At 72.0% G+C, this 19,926-nt stretch carries 13 protein-coding genes; 3 read left to right on the plus strand and 10 right to left on the minus strand.

The window, feature by feature from the left end:
• Positions 1–79 precede the first annotated feature (79 nt).
• From tpiA to uvrA, 9 genes are all read right to left on the minus strand, one after another.
• A complete protein-coding gene (tpiA, locus tag SM793_RS10510; RefSeq protein WP_320437818.1) occupies positions 80–865 on the minus strand; it encodes a triose-phosphate isomerase in 786 nt (261 codons plus the stop codon).
• 7 nt (positions 866–872) lie between these two features.
• Complete coding sequence (locus SM793_RS10515; protein ID WP_320437819.1) at positions 873–2,078, minus strand: phosphoglycerate kinase; 1,206 nt, start codon at positions 2,076–2,078, stop codon at positions 873–875.
• A gap of 150 nt (positions 2,079–2,228) precedes the next feature.
• Positions 2,229–3,233: a type I glyceraldehyde-3-phosphate dehydrogenase gene (gene gap, locus SM793_RS10520; RefSeq protein ID WP_320437820.1), complete on the minus strand. Its 1,005-nt coding sequence runs from the start codon at positions 3,231–3,233 to the stop codon at positions 2,229–2,231.
• Between the two features lie 307 nt (positions 3,234–3,540).
• Positions 3,541–4,521 (minus strand): DNA-binding protein WhiA, encoded by a 981-nt coding sequence (whiA, locus tag SM793_RS10525; protein WP_045940151.1) that lies wholly within the window; start codon positions 4,519–4,521, stop codon positions 3,541–3,543.
• Positions 4,512–5,630, minus strand: coding sequence for a gluconeogenesis factor YvcK family protein (locus SM793_RS10530; RefSeq protein ID WP_413815918.1), 1,119 nt, complete (start codon positions 5,628–5,630; stop codon positions 4,512–4,514). The genes whiA and SM793_RS10530 overlap by 10 nt, the downstream gene beginning before the upstream one ends.
• Before the next feature lie 78 nt (positions 5,631–5,708).
• The gene (rapZ, locus tag SM793_RS10535; RefSeq protein WP_266274180.1) at positions 5,709–6,620 is read right to left on the minus strand and encodes an RNase adapter RapZ; all 912 of its coding nucleotides are present in this window, start codon (positions 6,618–6,620) and stop codon (positions 5,709–5,711) included.
• Between the two features lie 118 nt (positions 6,621–6,738).
• Positions 6,739–8,823, minus strand: a complete 2,085-nt coding sequence (uvrC, locus tag SM793_RS10540) for an excinuclease ABC subunit UvrC (protein ID WP_320437821.1) — start codon at positions 8,821–8,823, stop codon at positions 6,739–6,741.
• Between the two features lie 51 nt (positions 8,824–8,874).
• Positions 8,875–9,309 (minus strand): Rieske (2Fe-2S) protein, encoded by a 435-nt coding sequence (locus SM793_RS10545; protein WP_320437822.1) that lies wholly within the window; start codon positions 9,307–9,309, stop codon positions 8,875–8,877.
• A gap of 136 nt (positions 9,310–9,445) precedes the next feature.
• Positions 9,446–12,358 (minus strand): excinuclease ABC subunit UvrA, encoded by a 2,913-nt coding sequence (gene uvrA, locus SM793_RS10550; RefSeq protein ID WP_320437823.1) that lies wholly within the window; start codon positions 12,356–12,358, stop codon positions 9,446–9,448.
• Positions 12,359–12,627: 269 nt separating this feature from the next.
• Here uvrA and SM793_RS10555 point away from each other — a divergent pair, with 269 nt between their 5' ends.
• Positions 12,628–13,455, plus strand: coding sequence for a maleylpyruvate isomerase family mycothiol-dependent enzyme (locus SM793_RS10555; RefSeq protein WP_320437824.1), 828 nt, complete (start codon positions 12,628–12,630; stop codon positions 13,453–13,455).
• Between the two features lie 57 nt (positions 13,456–13,512).
• Complete coding sequence (locus SM793_RS10560) at positions 13,513–14,166, plus strand: MBL fold metallo-hydrolase (protein ID WP_320437825.1); 654 nt, start codon at positions 13,513–13,515, stop codon at positions 14,164–14,166.
• Between the two features lie 135 nt (positions 14,167–14,301).
• On the opposite strand, the gene SM793_RS10565 is transcribed toward SM793_RS10560, so the two are convergent.
• A complete protein-coding gene (locus SM793_RS10565; protein WP_320437826.1) occupies positions 14,302–17,565 on the minus strand; it encodes a fibronectin type III domain-containing protein in 3,264 nt (1,087 codons plus the stop codon).
• 396 nt (positions 17,566–17,961) lie between these two features.
• On the opposite strand from SM793_RS10565, the gene SM793_RS10570 reads away from it, so the two are divergent.
• Positions 17,962–19,854: a PxKF domain-containing protein gene (locus SM793_RS10570; RefSeq protein ID WP_320437827.1), complete on the plus strand. Its 1,893-nt coding sequence runs from the start codon at positions 17,962–17,964 to the stop codon at positions 19,852–19,854.
• Positions 19,855–19,926 lie beyond the last annotated feature (72 nt).

Below are 19,926 nucleotides of genomic sequence, written 5' to 3' on the forward strand. Positions count from 1 at the left end.
CAACTCTCTCGTATCTTCGGCGAAGGGGCCGGACCACGCCAGGTGGTCCGGCCCCAAAGCCTACGTTGCTGCGGCGGCGTTAGCCTACTGCCTGCTCACGGTACCGCACGATCTTGACGAACTCCTCGGCGTCCAGCGAGGCACCGCCGACCAGGCCGCCGTCGATGTCCGGCTTGGCCATCAGGCCGGCCGCGCTCGACGACTTGACCGAACCGCCGTACAGCACCCGGACCTTGTCCGCGAGCTCGGCGGAGTACAGCTCGGCGATCCGGGCGCGGATGGCGGCGCAGACCTCCTGGGCGTCCTCGGGGGTCGCCACCTCGCCGGTGCCGATCGCCCAGACCGGCTCGTAGGCGACGACGACGGACTCGGCCTGGTCGGCCGGGACGTCCTTGAGGCCGCCGTCGAGCTGGGCCAGGGTGTACGCGACGTGGGTGCCGGCCTTGCGGATCTCCAGCGGCTCGCCGATGCACAGGATCGGGGTGATCCCGTTCCGGTAGGCGGCCTTGACCTTGGCGTTGACCAGCTCGTCGGTCTCGTCGTGGTACTCGCGGCGCTCGGAGTGGCCGATCACCGCGTAGGTGCACTTCAGCTTGGCCAGCATCGGGCCGGAGATCTCGCCGGTGTAGGCACCGCCGTCGTGCTGCGAGATGTCCTGCGAGCCGAACCTGATCTTCAGCTTGTCGCCGTCGACCAGGGTCTGCACCGAACGCAGGTCGGTGAACGGCACGAGGACGGCCACCTCGACCGCCGCGTAGTCCTTGTCGGCCAGCGCGAACGCCAGCTTCTGGGTGTGCTGGATGGCCTCGAGGTGGTTGAGGTTCATCTTCCAGTTGCCCGCCATCAGCGGGAGACGCTCAGTCATACGTGTTTCAGCCTTCCAGTGCGGCGAGACCGGGCAGGGTCTTGCCCTCCAGGTACTCGAGGCTCGCGCCACCGCCGGTCGAGATGTGCCCGAACTTCGTCTCGTCGAAGCCCAGGGTGCGGACGGCCGCGGCGGAGTCGCCGCCGCCGACCACGGTGAACCCGTCGCTGTCGATCAGGGCCTGGGTGACGGCCCGGGTGCCGTCGGCGAAGGCCGGGTGCTCGAAGACGCCCATCGGGCCGTTCCAGAACACCGTCTTCGCGTCGGCCAGCTTCTCCGCGAACAGCTCGCAGGAGCGGGGGCCGATGTCCAGACCCAGCGTGCCCGCCGGGATGCCGTCGGCGCCGACCACCGCGAAGTCGCCGACCGGTGCCTGCGTCCTGAGGTCCGGGAACGTCCCGGAGATCGCGACGTCCACCGGCAGCACGAACTCGACGCCGTTCTCCTCACCGCGCTTGAGGTAGTCCAGCACCGTCGGGATCTGGTCCTCCTGCAGCAGCGAGCTGCCGACCTCGTAGCCCTTGGCCTTGAGGAAGGTGTACGCCATGCCGCCGCCGATCAGGATGCGGTCGGCCTTGCCGAGCAGGTTGTCGATCACGCCGACCTTGTCGGACACCTTGGAGCCGCCGAGCACCACCACGTACGGGCGCTCGACCTCCTCGGTGAGGCGCTTGAGGACGCCCACCTCGGTGGCGATCAGGTCGCCGACCGCGTGCGGCAGGCGGGCCGGCAGGTCGAACACCGAGGCGTGCTTGCGGTGCACGGCACCGAAGCCGTCGCCGACGTAGAGGTCGGCGAGGCCGGCCAGCCGGTCGGCGAAGGCGCCGCGCTCGGCGTCGTCCTTGCTGGTCTCACCGGCGTTGAAGCGCAGGTTCTCGAGCAGCGTGACCTCGCCGTCGGCCAGGGCGGCGACGGTGGCCTTCGCGCTCTCGCCCACGGTGTCGGTCGCGAACGCGACCGGCCGGCCGAGGATCTCGCCGAGGCGGACGGCCACCGGCGCGAGGGAGAACTGCGGGTCCGGCTCGCCCTTGGGGCGGCCGAGGTGGGAGGCGACGACGACCTTCGCACCGCGCTCGACGAGCTTGGCGATGGTCGGGGCGACGGCGCGGATCCGGCCGTCGTCGGTGATCGTGCCGCCGGACAGCGGGACGTTCAGGTCCGCGCGGACGAACACGCGCCGGCCGGCGACGTCCAGGTCTTCGATGGTCTTCACGGTCTTCGGTCTCCTGGCGAGATGGTGGAGCAGGCGACGGCACAACGGCGGGCCGTCAAAGGGGAGTTGAGGGTGCGCAGACGGAGGGCCCGGCGGCTACGCACACGCCTTCCGGGCCCTCCCCCCTACTTCACGTCAGCTCCCGCAGCGTCAGAGCCGGTCACCCACGAGGGTGGTCAGGTTGACGAGGCGGTTCGAGTAGCCCCACTCGTTGTCGTACCAGCCGAAGATCTTGACCTGGTTGCCCTGGGCCATGGTCATCAGCGAGTCGAAGATCGTGGAGAACGGCGAGTTCACGATGTCGGAGGAGACGATCGGGTCCTCGGTGTACTGCAGGATGCCCTTGAGGGTGGTCTCCGAGGCCTTCTTGAAGGCCTCGTTGACCTCGGCGACGGTGACGTCGCGCTCCAGGGTGACGACCAGGTCAGTGATCGAACCGGTCGGGACCGGGACGCGCAGCGAGGTGCCGTCCAGCTTGCCCTTGAGCTCGGGCAGGACCAGGGCGGTGGCCTTGGCGGCACCCGTCGAGGTCGGGATGATGTTGAGGGCCGCGGCGCGGGCGCGACGCAGGTCCTTGTGCGGGAAGTCCAGGGTGACCTGGTCGTTGGTGTACGCGTGCACCGTGGTCATCAGACCCTTGACGATGCCGAAGTTCTCGTTCAGCACCTTGGCCAGCGGCGCCACGCAGTTGGTGGTGCAGGAGGCGTTGGAGATGACGGTGTGCTTGGCGGCGTCGTACTTCTCGTCGTTGACGCCCATGACGATGGTGATGTCCTCGTCAGTGGCGGGCGCCGAGATGATGACCTTCTTCGCGCCGGCCGCGACGTGCTTCTTCGCCGCCTCGGCCTTGGTGAAGATGCCGGTCGACTCGATGACGATGTCGACGCCCAGCTCGCCCCAGGGGAGGTTGGCCGGGTCGCGCTCCGCGATGACCTTGAAGGTCTTGCCGTCGACGGTGATGCTGTCCGCGGTGTGGGACACCTCGCCCGGGAAGGTGCCCAGGATCGAGTCGTACTTGAGCAGGTGCGCCAGGGTCTTGGTGTCGGTCAGGTCATTGACGCCGACGATCTCGATCTCCGCGCCCTGCGCCCGAACCGCACGGAAGAAGTTGCGGCCGATGCGGCCGAATCCGTTGATGCCTACCCGGATCGTCACGAACCGATCTCCTCGTTAGGTACGCCGGACGCTATGCCGACGGGGTGGAATTTGGGATGTCCCCGACCGCCTATGACCCTACCCCTCCAGAAGCGGGTAGAGCACATCAGCCCGCTTGGCAACCCCTGGCGTGGCGCGTTGTTCAGCCGTCCTCGGGTCTTCCGTCCTTGCCGTCCCGGGCAGTTGGTCCTAGGGCCGCGAGCCCTCCGGCAGGGGCCCTCCGTCCCGGTCCCCGGACACGGCACCGCCGGTACCCGAAACAGCGGGCACCGGCGGGGAGATCATCACCGAACGCGATCGTCAGGAGTCAGTTGAGCGCCATCTCGTCCGTCAGGTTGGCCTCGGTGCTCGGCAGGCCCAGCTCGGAGGCGCGCTTGTCGGCCATCGCCAGCAGTCGGCGGATCCGGCCGGCCACCGCGTCCTTGGTCAGCGGCGGGTCGGCGAGCGCGCCCAGCTCCTCCAGCGAGGCCTGCTTGTGCTGCATCCGCAGCTGGCCGGCGGCGGCCAGGTGCTCGGGCACCTCCTCGCCGAGGATCTCCAGCGCGCGGGCCACCCGGGCGCCGGCCGCGACCGCGGCCCGGGCCGAGCGGCGCAGGTTGGCGTCGTCGAAGTTGGCCAGCCGGTTGGCGGTGGCCCGCACCTCGCGCCGCATCCGGCGCTCCTCCCAGGCCAGCACCGACTCGTGCGCGCCGAGCCGGGTGAGCAGCGCGCCGATCGCGTCGCCGTCGCGGATCACCACCCGGTCCACACCGCGCACCTCGCGGGCCTTGGCGGGGATGCCGAGCCGGCGGGCGGCGCCGACCAGGGCGAGGGCGGCCTCCGAACCGGGGCAGGTGATCTCCAGCGAGGACGAGCGGCCGGGCTCGGTGAGCGAGCCGTGGGCCAGGAAGGCGCCGCGCCAGGCCGCCTCGGCGTCGCAGGTGGCGCCGGAGACGACGGCCGGGGGCAGACCGCGGATCGGGCGACCGCGGCCGTCCACCAGCCCGGTCTGGCGGGCGAGCAGTTCGCCGTCCTTGACCACCCGGACCACGTAGCGGCTGCCGCGCCGCAGGCCGCCGGGGGCCATCACGACCAGGTCCGAGGAGTGTCCGAAGATCTCCAGCAGGTCCTTGCGCAGGCGTCGGGCGGCGGCTCCGGTGTCGAGCTCCGCCTCGATCACGATGCGGCCGCTCACGATGTGCAGCCCGCCCGCGAAACGCAGGATCGCCGACACCTCCGCTTTGCGGCAGCAGGCCCGGGTGACCGGGAGCCGGCTGATCTCGTCCTTCACCGCTGGAGTCATCGCCATGGCCCGATCCTTCCATGTGTCCGGAAAATCCGGTCGTACGCTGCCGCCAAGAGCTCCGGGTCGTGTCGCGGCGTGCCGTCGGTACGGGCGACCCGGCCGAGCACCAGGGCGGCGCCCATCCGCTCGGCGGCCTTCTCCAGTCCGGCCAGGTCGGCCTGGCCGAAGGCGCCGCCGGTGACGGCGCGCTCGTCCACCAGGATCGCATCCACGGCGAGCGCGGGGGCGTGGTCGGCGATGACCTCCAGATGACGCTGCGGGGTGAAGCCCTCGGTCTCGCCCGGCTGCGGGGCGAGGTTCAGTGTGAGCAGGCGGCGGGCGCGGGTCTCGATCAGGGCCTTCACCAGCTCGGGGACCAGCAGGTGCGGCAGCACGCTGGTGAACCACGAGCCGGGGCCCAGCACGACCCAGTCCGCCTCCCGGACCGCGGTGACCGCCTCCGGCACGGCGGGCGGCTCGTCCGGAACGAGCCGGACGGACTGCACGGTGCCGGGAGTGACCGCCACGCTGGCCTGGCCGCGGACGGCGCCCAGCTCGGTGGGGAAGGCCGGGTCGTGCCCCCTGACTATCGCCTCGATGTCCAGCGGCACCGCCGACATCGGCAGCACCCGGCCCTGGACGTTGAGCAGCCGGCCGACCCAGTCCAGGGCCGCCACCGGGTCCCCGAGCTTCTCCCAGAGCGCGACGATCAGCAGATTGCCGACCGCGTGGCCGCCCAGTTCGCCGGTGCCGGTGAAACGCTGCTGGATCACCTCGGACCAGGTGCGGCCCCAGTCGTCGTCGCCGCAGAGCGCGGCGAGCGCCTTGCGGAGGTCGCCGGGGGGCAGGACCCCGAGCTCCTCGCGGAGCCGGCCGCTGGAGCCGCCGTCGTCGGCGACGGTCACCACCGCGGTGAGGTCCGTGGTGAGCCGGCGCAGCGCGGAGAGCGAGGCCGACAGGCCCTGGCCGCCGCCGAGGGCGGCGATCCGCGGGGCCTGACTGCTCCTGGGCGTCTGGTGGGGACGGGCCGGGCCGGTGCGGGCCGCCCCGTTGCGGGCCCGGCCGGTCACGATGGACCTGGCCGTGCTCACGCTCCGGTCGGCGGTCTTGTTCTGCAGCTGCCGGCCGGGCACGTATCCCGTCACACCTACCTCGCGTTCCTCTTGCCGGGCCGCCGACCTCCGCCGGCGGCCCGGCAGGGGGTGCGGCGGCTACTCCCGTCCCATGTCACGGTGGACGAGCACCGTTTCCACGCCGTCCGAGATCAGACGCTTCGTCAGCCGCTCGGACATCGCGACGCTGCGGTGCTTGCCACCGGTGCAGCCTACGGCAAGGGTCATGTAACGCTTCCCCTCGCGGCGATAGCCCTCGGTGACAATGCGCAGCAGCTCGGCGTAGCCGTTGAGGAACTCGTTGGCCCCGGGCTGCTGGAACACGTAGTCGGCGACGTCCGCGTCGGTGCCGGTCCTGGCCCGCAGCTCGGGCACCCAGTGCGGGTTCGGCAGGAAGCGACAGTCCACCACGAGGTCGGCGTCGACCGGCAGGCCGTACTTGAAGCCGAAGGACATCACGGTGGCGCGCAGCTCGGGCTCGTCGTGGTCGGCGAACTGGGCGTCCAGCTTGGCCCGCAGCTGGTGGACGTTGAGGTTGGAGGTGTCGATCACCAGGTCGGCCTCGCCGCGGAGCTCGCGCAGCAGCTCGCGCTCCTGGGCAATGCCGTCGACGATCCGGCCGTCGCCCTGGAGCGGGTGCGGGCGGCGCACGCTCTCGAAGCGGCGGACCAGGGCGTCGTCGGAGGAGTCGAGGAAGACGACGCGCAGTCGCACGCCGCGCTTCTCCAGCTCGTCCAGCGAGGTCAGCAGGTCGTCGAAGAACTGCCGGCCGCGGACGTCCACCACGGCGCCGATCCGGGCGACGTTGCCCTGGGAGCGGGCCCCCAGGTCGACCATGGTCGGGATGAGGGCCGGCGGCAGGTTGTCCACCACGAACCAGCCCAGGTCCTCCAGGCACTTCGCGGCGGTGGAGCGGCCCGCCCCGGACATGCCGGAGATGATCACCAGCTCCGGGGTGTTCTCGCCGCCGGCCTCCGGCCGGGCGGTGCCCCCGTAATCGGACACGGTCACTTCGGTTCCCCGCTCTCGGTGGTTCTGCTGTGGAGAACGCGCGTCGCACGGGCATGCTTCCCGGCGCCACTCGGACGAGTGGGCGCGGGGCACGCCGGCTGACGGGCGGCGTCGGCCGTCATGGCGTCTCCTGGATCGGTGCGGTCTCGGGCGCCGCGGGCGCCGGCTCGTCGGCGCCGTCCTCGATGATCTCGCCCGTGGCGGTGTTCACGGCTGGTGCGGGAGGTGTACGGGACGACAACGCCGCCGCAACGGTCTCCGCTGTCCGCCGGCCGATGCCGGGGACGGCGCAGAGTTCGTCGACGGTGGCCACCCGGAGCTTCTTGAGCGAGCCGAAGTGCTTGAGCAGCGCCTGACGGCGAGTCTCGCCGAGGCCGGGGACGGAGTCCAGTTCTCCGGCGGTGAGTCGCTTGGAACGCTTGCCGCGCTGGTAGCCGATGGCGAAGCGGTGGGCTTCGTCGCGGACCCGCTGGAGCAGGTAGAGGCCCTCGCTGCTGCGCGGGAGCACCACCGGGTCGTCCTCGCCGGGCAGCCAGACCTCCTCCAGGCGCTTGGCCAGGCCGCACAGCGCGATGTCGTCGATGCCGAGCTCGTCCAGGGCCCGCTGGGCGGCGGCGACCTGCGGCTGCCCGCCGTCGACGACCAGCAGCTGTGGGGGGTAGGCGAAGCGCCGGGGGCGGCCGTCCTCGGCGCGGGTGCCGGTGCCGTCCACGCCGGTGCCGCTGCCGTCCGCGGCGGCGTCGGCGGCGTCCTCCGGGCCCTCCTCGGGGACGGCCCACTCGCCGGTGCGCTCGCGCTCCTGGAGGTAGCGGCGGAACCTGCGGCTGACCACCTCGTGCATCGAGCGGACGTCGTCCTGGCCCTCGAAGCCCTTGATCTCGAAGCGGCGGTACTCGCTCTTGCGGGCCAGGCCGTCCTCGAAGACCACCATGGAGGCGACCACGTCCTCGCCCTGGAGGTGGGAGATGTCGAAGCACTCGATCCGCAGCGGGACGCTGTCCAGCTCCAGCGCGTCGGTGATCTCCTGGAGGGCGCGGCTGCGGGTGGTGAGGTCGGAGGCCCGCTTGGTCTTGTGCAGCGCCAGCGCCTGCTGGGCGTTGCGCTGCACGGTGGCCATGAGGTCCTTCTTGTCGCCGCGTTGCGGGATGCGCAGGTCCACCTGGGCTCCGCGCAGTCCGCACAGCCACTCCCGTACCGGCTCGGCCGGGTCGGGCAGTGCGGGGACGAGCACCTCGCGCGGGACGCCCTCGCCCCGGTCGTCGGCACCGGCGCCGCCGTAGAGCTGCTGGAGGGCGTGCTCGACCAGGCCGGCGGTGTCGACGTCCTCGACCTTGTCGGTGACCCAGCCGCGCTGGCCCCGGACCCGGCCGCCGCGGACGTGGAAGATCTGGACGGCCGCCTCGAGTTCGTCCTCGGCGACGGCCAGCAGGTCGGCGTCGGTGGCGTCGGCGAGGACGATGGCGTTCTTCTCCATGGCCCGCTTGAGGGCGCCGATGTCGTCGCGCAGCCGGCCGGCCTTCTCGTACTCCAGGTCGGCGGCGGCCTCCCGCATCTCGGCCTCCAGCCGGCGCAGGTAGTTGCCGGTGCGCCCGGCCATGAAGTCGCAGAAGTCCTCGGCCAGCGCGCGGTGGTCCTCCGGAGTGATCCGGCCCACGCAGGGCGCGGCGCACTTGCCGATGTAGCCGAGCAGGCAGGGGCGGCCGACCTGGGCGGCGCGCTTGAAGACGCCGGTGGAGCAGGTGCGGACGGGGAAGACCCGCAGCAGCAGGTCGACGGTCTCGCGGATCGCCCAGGCGTGGCCGTAGGGGCCGAAGTAGCGCACGCCCTTCCGGTGCGCGCCGCGCATCACCTGGACCCGCGGGAACTCCTCGTTCAGGGTGACCGCGAGCTCCGGGTAGCTCTTGTCGTCCCGGTACTTGACGTTGAACCGGGGGTCGAACTCCTTGATCCAGGAGTACTCCAGCTGGAGCGCCTCGACCTCGGTGGCGACGACGGTCCACTCCACCGAGGCGGCGGTGGTGACCATGGTCGCGGTGCGCGGGTGCAGTCCGGCGAGGTCCTGGAAGTAGGAGGACAGCCGGGGCCGGAGGCTTTTGGCCTTGCCTACGTAGATGACCCGCCCGTGGGCGTCGCGGAACTTGTAGACACCGGGCGAGGTCGGGATCGCACCCGGCGCCGGACGGTAGGTGGACGGGTCAGCCATGGGTCCACCGTACCGACTCGGGCCGGGGGCGCGTGCGGGAGATCAACTGCTTCAGCGCAAGGTCACCTTGAGGTTGCCGCCCTCGACCGCCACGTCGTACGCGGGCAGCGGGGTCGGGGCCGGGCCGTCCAGCACGGCGCCGTCGGTGATGCCGAACAGGCTGCCGTGACAGGGGCATTGGATCTTCTGGTTCTTGACCTGGTCGACGATGCAGCCGGCGTGGGTGCACTTGGCGCTGAACGCCTTGTACTGGCCCTCGGCGGGCTGGGTGACGACGATCTTCTTCTCGCGGAAGACGGTGCCGCCGCCGACCGGGACGCCGGAGGCCGGTCCGAGGTCGACCGGGGTCTTGGCGGCGGAGTCGGAGCCGGCGGAGGTCGAGGAGCAGCCGGTGACGGCGACGGTGCCACCGGCGGCGAGGACGGCCGCGGCCCCGCAGAGCAGGGTGCGGCGGGAGGGGGCGGGGCTCTCGGGGGCCTCGGACATGAGGGTGCTCCTGGTTCGGCGGCGGCGTTCGGCGGTGGCTTCGCGGCTGCGGGCCGCCCGGAATTCTATGCGGCGCGCCTCCGCCCGCCCCCGGGGTGCCGGGGGCGGGCGGGGACGCGGTGTCGGCGCCCGTCCGCTACTTGCGCGCCGCCGTGGCGCGCTTGCGGGGGGCCTTGGCCTTGGCCGGCGCGGCCGGGGCCTCCTCGAAGCCGCCCGGCAGGATGTCCCGGAGGAACTTGCCGGTGTGGCTCTCGGAGACGGCCGCGATCTCCTCGGGGGTGCCCTCGGCGACCACGCTGCCGCCGCCGGAGCCGCCCTCGGGGCCCATGTCGACGATCCAGTCCGCGGTCTTGATGACGTCGAGGTTGTGCTCGATGACGATGACCGTGTTGCCCTTGTCCACCAGGCCGGAGAGCACCTTGATCAGCTTGCTGATGTCCTCGAAGTGCAGACCGGTGGTGGGCTCGTCCAGTACGTAGACCGTCCGGCCGGTGGAGCGCTTCTGCAGCTCGGAGGCGAGCTTCACCCGCTGGGCCTCGCCGCCGGAGAGGGTCGGCGCGGACTGGCCGAGCCGGACGTAGCCGAGGCCGACGTCGTTGAGCGTGCGCAGGTGCCGGGCGATCGCCGGGACGGCCTCGAAGAAGCCGAGCGCCTCCTCGATCGGCATGTCCAGCACCTCGGCGATGGACCGGCCCTTGTAGTGGACCTCCAGCGTCTCCCGGTTGTAGCGGGCGCCGTGGCAGACCTCGCACGGCACGTAGACGTCCGGCAGGAAGTTCATCTCGATCTTGATGGTGCCGTCGCCGGAGCAGTTCTCGCAGCGGCCGCCCTTGACGTTGAACGAGAAGCGGCCGGGCAGGTAGCCGCGGACCTTGGCCTCCTGGGTCTCCGCGAACAGCCGCCGGACGTGGTCGAAGACGCCGGTGTAGGTGGCCGGGTTGGAGCGCGGGGTGCGGCCGATCGGCGACTGGTCGACGTGCACCACCTTGTCCACCTGGTCGGTGCCGGTGATCCGGGTGTGCCGGCCGGGCACCGTGCGGGCGCCGTTCAGCTCCCGGGCGAGGTGGGTGTAGAGGATGTCGTTGACCAGGGTGGACTTGCCCGAGCCGGAGACACCGGTGATCGCGGTGAAGGTGCCGAGCGGGAAGCCGACCGTGACGTCCTTGAGGTTGTGCTCGCGGGCGCCGTGCACGGTGAGCTGGCGCTTCTTGTCCCGGGCGCGGCGGGCGGCCGGGATCGGGATGCTCCGCTTGCCGGACAGGTACTGGCCGGTGAGGGACTCCTTGTTGGCCAGCAGCTGCTTCAACGAGCCGGAGTGCACGACCTTGCCGCCGTGCTCGCCGGCGCCGGGGCCGATGTCGACCACCCAGTCGGCCATCTTGATGGTGTCCTCGTCGTGCTCGACGACGATCAGGGTGTTCCCGATGTCGCGCAGCCGGACCAGGGTCTCGATCAGCCGGTGGTTGTCGCGCTGGTGCAGGCCGATGGACGGCTCGTCCAGCACGTAGAGCACGCCGACCAGGCCGGAGCCGATCTGGGTGGCGAGCCGGATCCGCTGGGCCTCGCCGCCGGAGAGGGTGCCGGCCGCGCGGTCCAGCGAGAGGTAGTCCAGGCCGACGTCGACCAGGAACCGCAGCCGCTCGTTGACCTCCTTGAGGACCCGCTCGGCGATCTGCTCGTCCCGGGCGTTGAGCTTCATCGCGCCGAGGAAGTCGGAGCAGTCGCTGATCGACATCGAGGAGACGTCCGCGATCGAGCGGCCCTCGACGGTGACCGCCAGTACCACCGGCTTGAGCCGGGTGCCCTGGCAGGTCGGGCAGGGCACCTCGCGCATGTAGCCCTCGAAGCGCTCGCGGCTGGAGTCGCTCTCGGCCTCCTGGTGGCGGCGCTGGATGAAGGGCACCGCGCCCTCGAAGCCGGTGGTGTAGGAGCGGTCGCGCCCGTAGCGGTTGCGGTAGCGGACCTCGACCTGGTGCTTGTGGCCGTAGAGCAGCGCCTTCTTGGCGCGGGCCGGGAGCCCGGCCCAGGGGATGTCGGTGCGGAAGCCCAGCTCGCCGGAGAGGGCGTCGATCAGCCGCTGGAAGTACTCCTTGGTGTGGCCGCCGGACCAGGGGTGGATGGCGCCCTCGTCCAGCGAGCGCTCGTCGTCGGGCACCACCAGCTCCGGGTCCACCTCCATCCGGTTGCCGAGGCCGGAGCAGTCCGGGCAGGCGCCGAAGGGCGAGTTGAACGAGAACGAGCGCGGCTCCAGCTCCTCGAACGACACGTCGTCGTACGGGCAGTAGAGGTGCTCGGAGTACATCCGCTCGCGCTCGGGGTCGTCCTCGGGGAGGTCGACGAAGTCGAGCACGACCATGCCGCCGCTCAGCCGCAGGGCCGTCTCCACCGAGTCGGTCAGCCGGCGCTTGGCGCTGTCCTTGACGGTGAGGCGGTCGACGACCACCTCGACGGTGTGCTTCTCCTGCTTCTTCAACTTGGGCGGCTCGGCGAGCTGGATCGTCTCGCCGTCCACCCGGGCCCGGGCGTAGCCCTTGGACTGGAGGTCGGCGAAGAGGTCGGCGAACTCGCCCTTGCGCTCGCGCACCACCGGGCTGAGGACCTGGAAGCGGGTGCCCTCGGCGAGCTCCAGCACCTTGTCGACGATGGCCTGCGGGGACTGCTTGGCGATCGGGCGGCCGCAGTGCGGGCAGTGCGGCTTGCCGATCCGGGCGAACAGCAGCCGCAGGTAGTCGTAGACCTCGGTGATGGTGCCGACGGTCGAGCGGGGGTTGCGGTTGGTGGACTTCTGGTCGATCGAGACGGCCGGGGAGAGGCCCTCGATGAAGTCGACGTCCGGCTTGTCCATCTGGCCCAGGAACTGCCGGGCGTAGGAGGACAGCGACTCGACGTAGCGGCGCTGGCCCTCCGCGAAGATGGTGTCGAAGGCCAGCGAGGACTTGCCGGAGCCGGAGAGGCCCGTGAAGACGATGAGGGAGTCGCGGGGCAGGTCGAGCGAGACGTTCTTGAGGTTGTGCTCGCGAGCACCGCGCACGATGAGGCGGTCGGCCACTGCTTCTGGCGCCTTTCTCCGGGGCGAGAGGGCTGGGTGTCGAGGGGTGTACTTCTTCCAGGATGCGGCAGCCAGCCTACTAGCTCACGCGTTCGATTATCGAGTTCGTCCAGCCGGGTCCACCCGAACGAGTGAGGACGATGCGCGGAGTCTTGACGCGCGGACCGAAAAGCCCCTGCTCGGCGGGGGGGTGACGGCGGTAGCGTCACCTGGTCAACGAGCGAAGCCCCGCCGGGGCAACGCGCCGTCTCCCAGCGAAGGCCGAATCGATGACCGACCCGCAGACCGACCCGCAGACCGACCCGCAGATCGCCCCCCAGGCCGACCCGCAGATCGCCCCCGCCGACCCCGCCGACCCCGCCGCGGCCTCCCCCGCCGCCGTCGCCGCCCGGCGCCTGGCCGAGGTCGAGGACAGCACCCGCCGGCTGCTGCGGACCGTCGCCGGGATCGGGGCCCAGTCCCTCGCCGGGCCCTCCGCACTGCCCGGCTGGACCCGCGGCCATGTGCTCGCCCACCTCGCCCGCAACGCCGACTCGCTGGTCAACCTGCTGGACGGCGCCCGCACCGGCACCGACATCCCGCAGTACCCGAGCGAGGAGGCCCGCGACCGGGGCATCGAGGAGGGCGCGCCCCGCCCGGTGCAGGAGCAGCTCGCCGACCTGCGCGCCTCCGGTGCCCGCTTCGCGGCGGCGGCGGCCCTGCTGCCGGACGGGGCCTGGGCCGCGGAGGTCAAGCACCGCAGCGGCGCCGTCTTCCCGGCGGCGGAGATCCCCTGGAAGCGGCTGGCGGAGGTCGAGTACCACCACGTCGACCTGGACTCCGGCTACACCCCCGCGCAGTGGCCGCAGGAGTTCGCCACCGCCGAGTTCCGCCGGCTCGCCGAGAAGCTGGCCGGGCCGGCCGGCGCCGGGCTGCCCGGCGTCGAGCTGCTGGCCGAGGACACCGCCGAACGCGCCGTGATCGGCGCCGGCACCCCGGCCCTGACCCTCGAGGGCCCCGTCCGCGCCCTGCTCGCCTGGCTCTCCGGCCGGTCCGACGGCACCGGCCTGCGCCGCGCCCCCGGCACCGGCCTGCCGGTCCTCCCCCCGTTGGGCTGAGCCGCCTCGCAGGCGCGAGGATGGCCCTGACCCCTGCAGCCCTACAAGGAGCGGACGATGACGTACCACGGAGCGGTCAAGGTCGGCGGGCCGCCGGACGTGCGCGAGCTGGCGCACCTGATCATCACCAAGGTGGCGGTCGGCCCCCACGACAACAACGCCTACCTGCTGCGCTGCCGCGACACCGACGAGCAGTTGCTGATCGACGCGGCGGCCGACGCGCCGGTGCTGCTGGAGACGGTCGGCGAGCGGCTGGCCACCGTGGTCACCACCCACCGCCACCACGACCACTGGGGGGCGCTGGCCGAGGTGGTCGCCGCCACCGGCGCGCGCACCGCGGCGGGCGAGCACGACACCGAGGGCATCGACGTCCCCACCGCGCTGCCGCTCGCGGACGGCGACACCCTCGCGGTGGGCCGCTGCGAGCTGACCGTCCGGCACCTGGTCGGCCACACCCCCGGCGCGATCGTGCTGATCTACGACGACCCGGTGGGCCACCAGCACGTTTTCACCGGGGACTGCCTCTTCCCCGGCGGCATCGGCAACACCTGGGGCGACAAGGACGCCTTCGCGAGCCTCCTCCGGGACGTCACCGAGAAGGTCTTCGACGTGCTGCCGGACGAGGCCTGGGTCTACCCCGGCCACGGCGACGACACCACCTTGGGCGCCGAGCGCCCGCACCTGCCGGAGTGGCGCGAGCGCGGCTGGTAGCCGCTCCCGGCGGCCGTCCCCGTTCCGAACACCGGGAGCGGGGACGGCCGCCGCGCGCCGTCCGGAAAGCACGGCGTCCGCCGACCCCCGAAGCTTGGGGAGTCGGCGGACGCCGGTCCGTGTCGCTCGGGACCGTCAGGCGCAGGTGACCTTGCCGGCGGTGTCGGCGGTGCAGAGCAGGGTCATCGTGCCGTTGTTGGGATCGCTCGGGTAGGGGCTGGCCGACAGGCGGGTCATGGTCAGCGGGTAGACGGTGCCCGGGACGAGCCGGCCGACGGTGAAGGAGATCAGCGGAGTGACCGCCTGGTGGCCGGAGGCGATGTCGACCATGTCGCAGGTGAGGAGCCGCTGCGCCTGGTCCACGGTGCAGGCGGACGGGTTGGTGCGGCTGGTGAACGTCTCGGGGTAGCTGAGCCGGTAGCGGACGTTCGTGGCGTCGCTCGTGCCCACGTTCACCATGTGGGGAGTCACGTGGAGGGTGCCGCCGTCGGCGGTTCCCTCCGCCCGGGCCACGAAGGGCAGCGGGTTGGTGGACGGGGCGGGGTGCGACAGGACGGAGGCGGGCCCCTGGCCGCGGTCGTTGACCGCGGTGACCTGCACCCTGGCGTGGTCCGCCTCGATCTGCGCGACGCGGTCGGCCGGAACGGGCAGTGACGTCGCGGTGCCGGGCGCGGTTCCCAGGACCGTTTCGGCACCGGCCGGGTCGCTGGGATCGTGCAGCACGGTCACCACGTACTCCTGAACGGCGCTGCCGCCGGCGGCGGGCGCGGTCCAGGTGACGGTCGAGCCGTCCGGGCTGATCGCGGGGTGCTTGGGGGCGCCCGGGAGGGTCGACCCGTGGTGGACGGCCGCCTGGGCGGTGGCCGGCGGGCAGGTGGGCGTGCCGGCGGTGGTCGCGGTGACCAGGTCGACGTAGTGGGCAGGGCGCGGGCTCGGCGGTGTGTAGAGGCCGTTCTGGTCGACGGTGCCCAGCGATCCGGGTGTCATGGACCAGGCGACCGCCTGGGCGGGGTCGCATCCGGCCGGCCAGTTCACGGTGTACTGGTGCGGTTGGGCCGCCGCCGCGGTGAGGCTCTCGGAGCTCTCGGAGCTCTCGGACGACGGTGCGCTCCGCGCGCCCGGGGCGAGGGCCGCGGCGCTGGACAGGCTCGGTCCGGGGAAGGGACCGGGAGCCTTGTACAGGTCGAAGGTCGTGTTGTACACGTCGCCGCCGGTGGAGAAGCTGGCGAGCTTGATGTCGAGGACGAAGAACATCGCGACCTTCAACGGTGCTCTCACCGTCAGCCATGGATCGGCGGAGGTGTCCGCGGTCACCTCGATGGCGGGTGTGATCTCCAGCCGCGGACCCACGAGGTTGAAGACGAGGATCTCGAGCGCCACGGGGAAGGCGAAGGTGACCTTGGCCGCCGCGTTCAGCGAGTAGTCGAACTTGGTGACGGGGTCCTTGGTCAGGTCCGTCTTGTGGACCACCCCGGTGTTGTCACGGTTGATCCTGCCGCCCATCGTCCGCTCGTAGGAGGCGGAGAACGAGAACTTGATCGATCCCTCGATCGAGGTCTCGGTGTAGACCGTCAGCGAGGGGCACAGCTCGATCATGTACACCAGCAGGCAGGTCGCCGGTTTGATGGTCAGCAGCGGATCGCGCTTCGTCTCGTGCTTGTAGGCGACGCCCAGTTCGCCTTCGATCGACGCCTTCGCGGTCGCTGTCGCACTGAAGTCGAAGGTCCCGGTGTAACCGCGAGGATCCACGCGGTAGTAGCTGGGATCACGCTCGAAACCGGCGGTGGCCGACCAGTCGGTGCTCAGGCTCAGTGCCGCGGTGAGCTTCGCGGTGACCGTCGTGTTGTCGCCCAGCCGCTCCTTCATCTTGGGATCGCTGGTGAGCTTCTCGGCCAGGTCGAGGGTGAAGGTCTTGTTCGCGACCATGCCGGAGCCCTGGGACGCCACCGAGGCCTGGATGTCGGGGTTGAGCATCTTGATCCGCAGGCCGTCGGGACCGGAGGCCAGCCGACTGCCGCTGGCGGTGAAGTCCAGGGACAGGAAGGCCTGTTCCAGCGCGGCCTGGCTGGTGGTGAGGGTCACCACGCCGCCGGCGGCGCTGATCTTCTCCACCGTGCGCAGCAGGCCGCCGTGGAGCAGCGGGTTGCTGCTCCGCCCGACGACGATGATGTCCTTCACGTTCAGGCCGGTGACCTGCGCGGGCGGGGCGGTGAACACCACGGTGGTGCCGGTGACCCGGGTGACGGCCGCTGCCGAGGCGGCGGACAGCACCACGGTGCCGGCCGCCAGGACCGGGGCGGGCTCGGCCTTGACCACGGGGCTGGTGGCGCCGCGCGCGCCGTCCTGCTGGACGGCGGTGACCGTGATCGCGTACTCGACGCCCGGGGCCAGCGAGGTCAGCGTCGCCTCCTTCGCGGCGGCCTGCACGGTCGCCGTGACGGGCGGGTGGCCGGGGGCGGTGGCGTCGACGGTGTAGTGGGTGATGGTGCTGCCGCCGTCGTCCAGCGGTGCGTCCCAGGTCACCTTGAGCGCGGTCGGATCGGGCTGGCTGCCGTCCTCACCGACGGGCGGCGGCGCCGCGGTCACGTCCTGCGGGGCGCCGACGGTGTAGGCGGGCTTGGCGCTGACGGTTCCGTTGGCCTCGGCGCCGACGGTCTGGCTGTCGGAGACGCCGGCCGGCCCGGTCCCGGCCGCGTTGGTCGCGGTGACCGAGACGGCGTAGTACTTGCCGTTGACCAGCCCGGTGACGGCGGTGCTCTGCACATCGCCCGCCACGGCGGTGGTGACGCTCGCGCCCGGGCCGTTGGGGGTCGCGGTGACGGTGTAGCCGGTCACGGGCGAGCCGTTGGGGTGCGCGGGGTTCCAGGAGACGAGGAGCCCGCCGTCCCGGCCCAGCAGGGTGGCCAGGGTGGGTGCGAGCGGGGCCTTGGGCGTCTGCGGCCCGCCGACGAAGGCGGGCGACGCGCCGGAGACGACGCCGCCGGCGGTGGTCTCGGTCGCCGTGAACGCGTAACCGACGTCATCGGTCAGGCCGTTGATCTCGACCACCGGCGGGTTCGCCGGGTTCGGGTTCTGCACCGTGCCGGTGGCGACCGGCGCGCCGGTGGCGTTGCCGTCCGCGTCCAGCGCGTACGCGGACACGTCGACGCGGGCCACGGCTTCCTGGGCGGTGTCCCCGGGGGTGACGGTCACCCGCACCGTGCCGGTCGCGAACGGCTGCACGGAGTCGATCAGCGGCGCCTGCACCCCCTGGGCCGCGGCGCTCGCCCGCACGGGCGGCGGTGCCGCCCCGGCCGCTCCCGCGGAGCCCGCGGCCAGCCCCAGCACGATCGCCACGGCCACCGCCGAGCGGCCGGATAAGCGTCCGGCCCTGGTCTTCCTGTCGCGCCACATACTCATGCCCCTCCCACCCGCGGTACACACAGGTCCGCAGGACGAGGCCCCGGTGGGGCCCCGCCGGATGTTACCTATCGGGAAGCGGAAGCAAACCGTCCCCAACGCAGTGCAATTGCACCAGAACCGGCGTCCAGCGAGCATCCGGCGATCGGCGTACGAAAGGCCATCCGGGCCGGCCCGCGCAGAAGATGCCGAGGTCAGCGGCATGAAGCCGTTCGCCTTGCCATGCGCCCGCAAGCCCAAGAGCGGTGTGGCCTGATCAAAACCAGCCAGACTTCGGACACAAATGGCCTTGTGTGCCCACAAGGCGACGTGTGACGAATCATCAAGAGAGATGTGAATAACATGAGTTGAAACCGGAGCGATGGCCTCCGGTCAGTTCCGTCCGAGAGGTGACCCATGCCACTGACCACTGAGAGCCGCTTGGCGCCGGACCGGTACCTGCGCCGCCTTCGGCGCGGCGCCGCCGCGGCACTGGCCACCGCGGTGCTCGGCACCGTCGGTGCGGTGCTGCCCGCCGCCTCCGCGCACGCGGCCGGACCGGCGCAGCTGGTGTACCTGACCGACGCCTTCGCCAATTCCCTGGTGGCCTACGACCTGTCGAGCGGCAGTGTGGCCGGGACCGTCCCGGTCGGGATGCGGCCGGGCCCCGTGGCGGTCTCGCCGGACGGCTCCCAGGTGTGGGTGGGCAACCAGTTCGGCAACTCGATCTCGGTGATCGACACCGCCACCCGCACGGTCACCGCCACTCTGACGGGCGGCCAGTACCCGTCCGCCATAGCCTTCTCCCCGGACGGCGCGCACGTGTACGCCGCCGAGAACCGGGGCGGTCATCCCGGGATCGACGTGTTCGACACCGCCACCCGCACGGTCGCCGCGAGCATCCCGACCACCTACAGCGTGTCGGTACTCGCACCGACCCCGGACGGCAGCCGCCTCTACGCGGCCGAGTCCGGCGACGTCAAGGTGGTCGACACCGCCACGAACACGGTCACCGCCAGCATCCCCACAGGCGACACCCGCTCCCTCTCCGCCCTGGCGATCAGCCCCGACGGCACCAAGGTCTTCGCGACGAACACCAACACCGGCACCCTCTCGGTCGTGGACACCGTCACCGGCACGCTCACCGGGAGCGTCCAGCTCAACCGCTACGCCGGCGCGCTCGCGCTCAGCCCGGACGGCACCCGCGCCTACGCCATCGCCACCAACTCCGGCGGCTCCGGCAGCGTGGCGGTCGTCGACACCGCGACCCTCACCGTGTCCGCCGTGCTCGCCGACACCGCGATGAACGTGGTCGCCGACCCGGACGGGACCCGCATCTACGTCGCCACCAGCAACCGCGACCTGGTCGTCATCGACACCGCGACCAACGCGGTCGTCAGCACCACCCCCACCGGGCACTACGCGTTCGGCATGGCCCTCGCCCCCACCAAGAAGGCCCCGGCCGTCACCGGCCTGACGCCCGACCACGGCAGCACCGCCGGCGGCACCACCGTCACCCTGACGGGCACCGACCTGACCGGCACCACCGCCGTCACCTTCGGCGACACACCCGCCACCGCCGTCACCGTCGTCGACGACCACACCGTCACCGCCACCGCACCCGCGCACCCGGCCGGCACCGTCGACGTCTCGCTGACCACCGGCGCCCGCACCGTCCCCGCCGGGACCTACACCTACCAGCGGCCCGCACCGGCCGTCACCGCCGTCGCCCCCGCCCAGGGCCCCGTCGCCGGCGGCACCACCGTCACCCTCACCGGCACCGACTTCACCGGAGCCACCGCCGTCACCTTCGGCACCGTCCCGGCCACCGCGTTCACCGTCGAGAGTGACTCCCGGATCACCGCCACCGCCCCCGCCGCCACCGCCGTCGGCACGGTCGACATCACCGTCACCACCCCCGCCGGCACCAGCACCGCCAGCACCGCCGGCAGCTACGCCTACGCGTACGACTTCGGCGGCTTCCAGGGCCCGGTCACCAACCCGCCCGCCGTCAACCAGGCCCACGCCGGACGCGCCGTCCCGATGAAGTTCTCCCTCGGCGGCGACCGCGGCCTCGACATCCTCACCGGCGGCCGGCCCTCCGTGCAGCAGACCGACTGCACCACCGGCGCACCCATCGGCACCCCCGCCCCCGCGGCGTCCGCCGGCGGCAGCAGCCTCCAGTACGACCCGGCCACCGCCACCTACACCTACGTCTGGAAGACCGACAAGGCGTGGGCCGGCACCTGCCGGACCTTCACCCTCGGCCTCGACGACGGCACCACCCACACCGCCCTGTTCCACTTCTGACCGCGTTCCGTCCGCGTGGGTCCGGCCGGCGGGCCGGACCCGCGCGGACACCCGCATGACGCGGGCGGGCCC

It is taken from the genome of Kitasatospora purpeofusca (assembly GCF_034043715.1).
Classification (GTDB): domain Bacteria; phylum Actinomycetota; class Actinomycetes; order Streptomycetales; family Streptomycetaceae; genus Kitasatospora; species Kitasatospora purpeofusca_A.

Coding starts and splice junctions, on each gene's coding strand:
- SM793_RS10570 (WP_320437827.1), top strand. CDS start 17,962: ATGCCACTGACCACTGAGAGCCGCTTGGCGCCGGACCGGTACCTGCGC.
- uvrC (WP_320437821.1), bottom strand. CDS start 8,823: ATGGCTGACCCGTCCACCTACCGTCCGGCGCCGGGTGCGATCCCGACC.
- SM793_RS10555 (WP_320437824.1), top strand. CDS start 12,628: ATGACCGACCCGCAGACCGACCCGCAGACCGACCCGCAGATCGCCCCC.
- tpiA (WP_320437818.1), bottom strand. CDS start 865: ATGACTGAGCGTCTCCCGCTGATGGCGGGCAACTGGAAGATGAACCTC.
- SM793_RS10545 (WP_320437822.1), bottom strand. CDS start 9,309: ATGTCCGAGGCCCCCGAGAGCCCCGCCCCCTCCCGCCGCACCCTGCTC.
- SM793_RS10560 (WP_320437825.1), top strand. CDS start 13,513: ATGACGTACCACGGAGCGGTCAAGGTCGGCGGGCCGCCGGACGTGCGC.
- SM793_RS10565 (WP_320437826.1), bottom strand. CDS start 17,565: ATGAGTATGTGGCGCGACAGGAAGACCAGGGCCGGACGCTTATCCGGC.
- whiA (WP_045940151.1), bottom strand. CDS start 4,521: ATGGCGATGACTCCAGCGGTGAAGGACGAGATCAGCCGGCTCCCGGTC.